This is a genomic window from Phytobacter sp. V91, assembly GCF_965644225.1.
Lineage (GTDB): Bacteria > Pseudomonadota > Gammaproteobacteria > Enterobacterales > Enterobacteriaceae > CBFFRJ01.
Genome location: NZ_CBFFRJ010000204.1, coordinates 1 through 5,269, shown reverse-complemented (window position 1 = coordinate 5,269; position 5,269 = coordinate 1). Strand labels below are relative to the sequence as shown.

6 protein-coding genes and 1 pseudogene are annotated in these 5,269 nt (G+C 51.3%); 3 read left to right on the top strand and 4 right to left on the bottom strand.

Annotation, left to right across the window (positions count from 1 at the left end; translation table 11 throughout):
• Positions 1-199: 199 nt before the first annotated feature.
• The gene (gene argF / locus ACSZO4_RS24415; RefSeq protein WP_437891676.1) at positions 200-1,207 is read right to left on the bottom strand and encodes an ornithine carbamoyltransferase; all 1,008 of its coding nucleotides are present in this window, start codon (positions 1,205-1,207) and stop codon (positions 200-202) included.
• A complete protein-coding gene (gene argL, locus ACSZO4_RS24410) occupies positions 1,204-1,272 on the bottom strand; it encodes a putative translational regulatory protein ArgL (protein WP_437891677.1) in 69 nt (22 codons plus the stop codon). The genes argF and argL overlap by 4 nt, the downstream gene beginning before the upstream one ends.
• Before the next feature lie 97 nt (positions 1,273-1,369).
• On the opposite strand from argL, the gene rraB reads away from it, so the two are divergent.
• Positions 1,370-1,792, top strand: a complete 423-nt coding sequence (gene rraB / locus ACSZO4_RS24405; RefSeq protein ID WP_437891675.1) for a ribonuclease E inhibitor RraB — start codon at positions 1,370-1,372, stop codon at positions 1,790-1,792.
• 45 nt (positions 1,793-1,837) lie between these two features.
• Positions 1,838-2,594, top strand: a pseudogene (gene miaE / locus ACSZO4_RS24400) (tRNA isopentenyl-2-thiomethyl-A-37 hydroxylase MiaE).
• A gap of 5 nt (positions 2,595-2,599) precedes the next feature.
• Here the strand turns inward: miaE and ACSZO4_RS24395 are convergent.
• Together ACSZO4_RS24395 and ACSZO4_RS24390 are read right to left on the bottom strand one after the other, a co-directional pair.
• Positions 2,600-3,625: an alpha/beta hydrolase fold domain-containing protein gene (locus ACSZO4_RS24395; protein WP_437891674.1), complete on the bottom strand. Its 1,026-nt coding sequence runs from the start codon at positions 3,623-3,625 to the stop codon at positions 2,600-2,602.
• A 138-nt stretch (positions 3,626-3,763) separates the two neighbouring features.
• Positions 3,764-4,267 (bottom strand): GNAT family N-acetyltransferase, encoded by a 504-nt coding sequence (locus tag ACSZO4_RS24390; RefSeq protein WP_437891672.1) that lies wholly within the window; start codon positions 4,265-4,267, stop codon positions 3,764-3,766.
• A gap of 178 nt (positions 4,268-4,445) precedes the next feature.
• Here ACSZO4_RS24390 and ACSZO4_RS24385 point away from each other — a divergent pair, with 178 nt between their 5' ends.
• Entirely contained in the window at positions 4,446-5,213 is a 768-nt protein-coding gene (locus ACSZO4_RS24385; protein ID WP_437891671.1) for a YjgN family protein, read from the top strand.
• Positions 5,214-5,269: the final 56 nt, after the last annotated feature.

Below are 5,269 nucleotides of genomic sequence, written 5' to 3'. Positions count from 1 at the left end.
CAGTTTAATCTCGAATGTGTACTTCATAAGAACCTCCGAAAACTGGTTTGGGATTCCAGGTTTCGGGGTTCAGATCAGGTGGGAGAGGGCCGGGGTGAGGGCATCAGGCCGCACAAGGCAAAAGCAAAACGGCTTGCCGTTTTTAGTGTCTGCTCCCTCTCCCGGTGGGAGAGGGCTGGGGTGAGGGCATCAGACCGCACTAGGCTTTCGCCAGCGTCGCCACCATCACTGCTTTAATGGTATGCATCCGGTTCTCAGCCTGATCAAACACAATACTTGCCGCAGACTCAAACACCTCATCCGTCACTTCCATGCCGCCGTGCAGGCCATACTCTTCGGCCATTTTCTTGCCGAGGGTGGTTTGATCGTCATGGAATGCAGGCAGGCAGTGCAGGAATTTCACCTGTGGATTGCCCGTCAGCGCCAGCATCTGGCTGTTGACCTGATACGGGCGCAGCAGATTAATACGCTCAGCCCATTTCTCTTTGGCTTCGCCCATCGACAGCCACACGTCGGTATAGATAAAGTCCGCGTCTTTCACGCCCGCCGCAATATCCTCGGTCAGGGTGATATTGCCGCCGTTCTGGACAGCCAGCGCCGTGCACTCTGCCACCAGGCTCTCTTCCGGCCAGCAGGCTTTGGGGGCGACAAGACGCAGATCAAGGCCAACCAGCGCAGCGGCTTCCAGCATTGAGTTGCCCATGTTGTTACGCGCATCGCCTGCATAAACCAGCGTCATTTCATTGAACGCTTTCGCTGGCAGGTGCTCCTGCATAGTCAGCAGGTCCGCCAGCAGCTGGGTAGGGTGAAATTCGTTCGTCAGTCCGTTCCAGACCGGCACGCCGGCAAACTGCGCCAGGGTTTCAACGATTTCCTGGCCGTGGCCGCGATATTGAATACCGTCGTACATTCTGCCCAGGACGCGCGCGGTGTCTTTAATGGATTCTTTATGGCCGATTTGGCTGCCGCTTGGGCCGAGATAAGTGACGCGGGCACCCTGATCAAATGCGGCAACTTCGAAAGAGCACCGGGTGCGAGTGGAGTCTTTTTCGAAGATGAGCGCGATGTTTTTCCCTGTAAGCTTCTGTACTTCTTCGCCTTTTTTCTTATCTGATTTTAATTTAGCGGCAAGTTGCAGCAGGGTATTGATTTCAGCAGGGGTAAAATCGAGTAATTTCAAAAAATGCTTCTGGTAAAACGTCGTCATGGTTCCCTCATCTGGCTCAGGCCACTTATTGAATTAAAATTCAATTTATATGTATGAATATTCATTTGCAAGCGCTATGAATAAATCTTTTCTCCGGGTAGTGGAGGCATTGGCGGCGGTATGTGACAATAAGTCTATCTGCCACATTATGAGGAATGAGCCATGGCGAACCCGGAACAACTGGAAGAACAGCGTGAAGAGACGCGTCTGATTATTGAAGAATTGCTGGAAGACGGCAGCGATCCTGATGCGCTGTACACCATTGAGCATCATCTGTCGGCAGACGATTTCGAAACGCTGGAAAAAGTCGCGGTCGAAGCCTTTAAGATGGGCTATGAAGTCACCGAACCAGAAGAGCTGGAACTGGAAGAAGGCGATGTGGTTATTTGCTGCGATCTGCTGAGTGAAAGCGCGCTGAATGCCGATCTTATCGATGCGCAGGTCGTGCAATTGATGGATCTTGCAGAGAAATTCGAAGTCGAATATGACGGTTGGGGCACTTACTACGAAGACCCGAACGGCGAAGACGGCGACGAAGAGGATGAAGATTACGAGGATGAAGACGACGACGGCGTGCGTCACTAAGTCCCCGACGCGGCAGCTTCGGCTGCCGCAATGCAAGGAATCGCTATGGATTACCCCCAGACACTCGCCCCGGTTTTAGAATTTCTCCACTGCAGGACGCCGCAAGCCTGGACAGACAAAGCCCGTGACCCGGCAAATCTTCCTTTGTTACTCACTGACCATATGATCTGCGAGCTGAAAGCCGCGCAAACCGCCATGCTGCTGGTGCGTAAATACGTCGCCGATAAAACAGGAGCGCAGACCTTACTGGACTGGCTGAAGCCCTATGAAGCCTTTGCCTTTCGCGACGGGCCGGAACCGGATTTTGTTGCGCTGCAAAAGCAGGTCGTAAAAGGGGCGATGCCGCACACCGACGATCCCTGGGGGCAACGGTTGATTGAGAGTATGGTGCTGCTGATTAAAGAGGAACTGCACCATTTCTGGCAGGTGCGCGAGGCCATGATTGCCCGCGATATTCCCTATGTGAAGATCACCGCCAGCCGTTATGCAAAGGGCATGCTGAAAGCCGTACGCACCCACGAACCTCTGACGCTTGTCGATAAGCTGATTTGCGGGGCTTACATTGAACCGCTCCTGCGAGCGGTTTGCCGCTCTCGCCCCGCATCTGAGCGCTGACCTGCAAAAGTTCTACCTGTCGCTGCTGCGCTCTGAAGCGCGTCATTATCAGGATTACTTAAGCCTTGCCCAACAGGTTTCAGCGACCGATATTACGCCACGGATCCGTTATTTTGGCGAGGTGGAAGCGGAGTTAATCAGTACGCCGGATGCAGAATTTCGTTTCCACAGCGGCGTACCGATGTAAGCGCCTTACAGGTTCGCGTTTTTATCTTTTACCGCGTGGGTGTCGGCTTTTACCGGCGCGCCCAGCGTGGCTTTAAACCAGTTCACCACACGGTCGATAACCGGTTTTTGATACCAGTGGATATCACCGTGTTCAGCGCCTTCGAGCAAAATATAGTCGGCTTTGTTGCCTTCCGATTTCAGCGCCTTATAAAGCTGCTCGCTCTGTACCGGGGAGACCAGCGTATCGGCGCTGCCGTGCATAATTAAGAACGGCGGTTTTTTGCCTTTCACGTGGCCCATTGGGCTTGCCGCCAGGGCTTTATCGTTGTCGCTGGCGATGCTTGCGCCAGGCCAGTCGCGAAACGCACTGCCGTGCACCAGCAGGGCTTCAGTGACCGCAGGGGAGGCGTGGACTTTCTGAATGTTCTCGGGGAATCCTGCGCCAATATTACGCAGATCGGAAATACCATACAGCGTGGCTGCGGCCTGCACGTCTGACGAACGCGCCAGAAAATCACCGCGATCAAAGCTTTTATCGCCGTTGGTCAGCCCCATCATCTGTGCCAGATAACCACCGGCGGAGTCGCCCAGCACGCCAATGCGATCGGGGTCGATCCCGTACTCGCCCGCATGTTCGCGCAGATAACGCACGGCGGATTTGCCGTCATTGACCAGCGCCGGGAATTTATCCGGCACGGTGCGGTACTCGGTTGCCGCAACCACAAAACCCGCTTCTGCCAGCGCCATACGCATCTGGATATATTTGGTCCAGGCCGCGCTGGTAAAGCCGCCGCCAGGGAAATAGACAATCGCCGGTTTTAAATCGTTGCTCCGTGGCACCAGCAGAGTCATACGCATCTGGCGCACGTTGGTGGCTGTTTTTACCTGGCTGTAAACCAGATCGTTAAAGGCATCAATTTGCCCGCGGGTGTTTTCCACCCGCAGGGTCTCTGCGCCTTCGGTATAACCAGGAAGCGCTGCGGCAAAAGCGGTGGAGGAAGCTAAAACCAGCATCAGGCCGCCAGTGAGGCAGGCAGGGAGTTTATTCATTGTATTTTCATCCTGAAATTCCTGCTCAGGAGGCAGGAAAAGTTGTAAGTCATCGGTGCCGGGGAAGTGTAAAACCGATTGAATACAATGAATACCGCTCTTTTTGCATCAAAGTCATCTAAAAATCAGATGCATTCATCAGAGCGTTTTTAACATCCGCACTTCGCAATCCACATGTCCGGTACAGCCCAGCTGCTCGCTGATATGCGTAAAGCCGAGATGTTCATACAGGCCGATTGCCTCTTTCAAAAAGGCGGTGGTTTCCAGATAGCAACGGGTAAATCCCTGAGCTCGCGCATGATCAAGAGCAATCAGCGCCAGCTTTTTGGCCAGCCCCTGTCCACGCGCGGAAGGCAGGAAATACATTTTTTGCAGCTCACAGATATCCGGCTCGCTACAGCTTAACGGCGCAACGCCGCCGCCGCCCACCACGCAGCCGTCCTGCTCAATCACCCAATAGGCATGCCCGGGCTGGCTGTAAAGTTGATACAGAGAGTCAAGATTCGGGTCGGCCACGGTATAGCCTTTATCGGCGGTAAGGCCGTATTCGGCGGAGACCTGGCGGATAACGGAGGCGATGGCGGCATTATCGGCCAAAGTCATTCGGCGCAATGTCACGTGCTGCTTAGCCACTACATTCATACATACACTCAATAATACAAGCTTAATTATTGGCGTATTTAATATCACTCTCTGAAAGTGGGTGCAAGTTGTTTAATTCGGATGTTATTTAACGGTCGCGGGGTTATCATTCCTCAGTTCACGGAACTGATAATGATTATTTGTCAAATCAATATTTATAATTAAGGATGATATGTTTATGAATGGTAATACACCTTTCAGTAATGACAGTCGGCAAAGCTTTATATTTCATGGGAAAGGTCTGAGTTATTTCAATATTTCCCTGGTGAATATCTTATTAAGTATTGTTACTCTGGGTATTTATGTGCCCTGGGCCATGGTCCGCTCACGGCGATATGTGTATGAAAATCTGGAGCTCAATGGCGCGCGCTTTGGCTACCATGCCAGCGGGGGAGCGCTGTTTCTCAGCTGGTTCCTGCTGGTGGTGTTTTATATCTTTATTGGTGTTTTCGAAAATATATTTCCGCCATCAGGTTCGCTGGCCTTTATCTTTTTAATAATAATCTCGCCATTTTTGATCATAAAAAGCCTGCAATATAACGCATTGATGACCACGCTTAATAATATACGCTTTGGTTTTCACTGCTCAATGAAAAGCGCATGGTGGATTATGATGGGACTGCCCGTGCTGTTGATTATAGCCCTGGGTGTAATAATATTTGGAATGACGAAGGTCATCTTTAATGATTATGACGGTATGATTTATAAAATCGTCCTCCTGATGATCGTCAGTATGGTCGGTCTTAGCGCTATTAATGGCTATGTATATGCTAAATGGTTATCACTGACTGGCAAAGGCGGGAGTTTTGGTATCCATAAATTCGATATTAGAGTCAGCTACCAGCACTGCATTAAAAGCTGTCTTCTCTCTTTCGCGATTTTAGTGCCTTTTATTGTGGTGAATATTAGTTTAATTGCACCTCTCTTTAAGGAAGGTGCGATTTAATCGTCAGTTATGAGAACATAAGGCTTTCTTTGCCATAGATTTTTCACGATGCCCGC